This window comes from Microbacterium sp. Bi128 (assembly GCF_918698205.1).
Window position 1 is genome coordinate 1 of the sequence record NZ_CAKKMM010001382.1, and the last position, 1341, is coordinate 1341.

General features: G+C 63.8%; 1 protein-coding gene and 1 pseudogene. Both read left to right on the forward strand.

The features are described 5' to 3' along the window. Window positions 1-499, forward strand: a pseudogene (locus LQV45_RS32985) (aminotransferase); the annotation flags it as partial. 70 nt (window positions 500-569) lie between these two features. Then, on the forward strand, window positions 570-1341 hold a 772-nt coding region (locus LQV45_RS32990; RefSeq protein ID WP_230011878.1), incomplete at its 3' end, for a PPK2 family polyphosphate kinase.

Genomic DNA, 1341 nt, shown 5'->3' on the forward strand with positions numbered 1-1341 from the left:
GGCCTACGTGGTCTGCGGATTCCGGGCCGGCTGGATGGCCACCTCCGGGCCGAAAAAGGCCGCCGCGGACTACCTCGAGGGCATCAACCTGCTAGCCAACATGCGCCTCTGCGCCAATGTGCCGGCCCAGCACGCCATCCAGACCGCCCTCGGCGGCTACCAGAGCATCAACGACCTCATCCTGCCCGGCGGGCGCCTCCTGGAACAGCGGAACAAGGCCTATGACATGCTCAACGCCATCCCGGGCGTCAGCACGCAGCAGGCGCGCGGGGCCATGTATCTGTTCCCGAAGCTGGACCCCGAGGTCTACCACATCCGCGACGACGAGAAATTTGTCCTGGACCTGCTCCGCGAGCAGAAGATCCTGCTGTCCCACGGAAGGGCGTTCAACTGGGTCCGGCCGGACCACTTCCGGATGGTGACGCTGCCGAACGTCAAGGACCTCGAGGAAGCAATCAACCGCATGGCGGACTTCCTGAGCCGGTATAAGGGGAACTAGGCTTCGGTCAGCAGCGGAGCTCGGGGACTCGCCCGCGAAGCGGCTGCACGAAACTGGAAAGAGGCTTTCCATGACAGATGCTGTGATGTTCGAGCGGCACCCCGCCGAGACGCTGCTGGTCGGAAAAAAATTCAAGCTGAAGGACTGCGACCCGGACTCCACCCCGGGCTACCCGGGCGGGAAATCCGACGGCGAGGCGCTCCTGGCAGAGCTCGATGGCAAACTGACCACCCTGCAGGAGCAGCTTTTCGCCGAATCCCGGTTCGGCGGCACCAAGCGCATCCTGCTGGTCCTGCAGGCGATGGATACCGCAGGCAAGGGCGGGATCGTCAACCATGTCATGGGCCAGATGGACCCGCAGGGTGTCCAGCTCAAGTCCTTCAAGGCGCCGACCCCGGAGGAGAAATCCTACGATTTCCTCTGGCGGATCGAGAAGGCAGTGCCGGGGGCCGGCATGGTGGGCGTCTTTGACCGCTCGCATTACGAGGACGTCCTGATTCACCGGGTCCACCGCTGGGCAAGTCCCGAGGAACTGGAGCGGCGCTACAAGGCCATCAACGAATTCGAGGCAAGGCAGGCGGCAGCCGGGACCACGGTGGTCAAGGTCATGCTCAACATCAGCCGGGACGAGCAGAAGGACCGGCTGCTCGCCAGGCTGGATGACGAAACCAAGGTGTGGAAGTACAGCAGCACCGACCTCAAGGAGCGCGCCTTCTGGAACGACTACATGGATGCGTACCAGGAGGCGTTCGAGAAGACGGCCACTGACATCGCGCCCTGGTACGTCGTGCCGGCCAACAAGAAGTGGTACGCCCGCATCGCGGTGCAGCAGCTGATGCTGG